This is a genomic window from Dellaglioa sp. CoH-57-MRSF-21, assembly GCF_056781915.1.
Map to the genome: position 1 here is coordinate 1 of NZ_JBXAXU010000258.1, position 236 is coordinate 236.

1 protein-coding gene is annotated in these 236 nt (G+C 63.6%); it reads left to right on the forward strand.

Annotation, left to right across the window (positions count from 1 at the left end):
* Positions 1–36: 36 nt before the first annotated feature.
* The coding region (locus AC1RPQ_RS08690; RefSeq protein WP_481762383.1) for a helix-turn-helix domain-containing protein at positions 37–236 on the forward strand (200 nt) is incomplete at its 3' end.

The window sequence follows — 236 nt, forward strand, 5'->3', positions numbered from 1 at the left end:
GAACGTCCCCGGACTGAACAGCTTGGAGATGACACCATGACCGAACTCATCAGCTACGAGTGGCGGCTTCGCGAGCAGATGGCCGGCGCGGGGATGTTCCATGCGACGAAGCTCATGCCCGAGCTGGAGGCCCGAGGCATCCACCTCTCTCCGAGCCAGGTCCACAGGCTGGTTTCTGAGCGTCCGGAGCGGCTGAACTTGCACGTCCTGGTGGCGCTCACCGACATCCTCGGTTG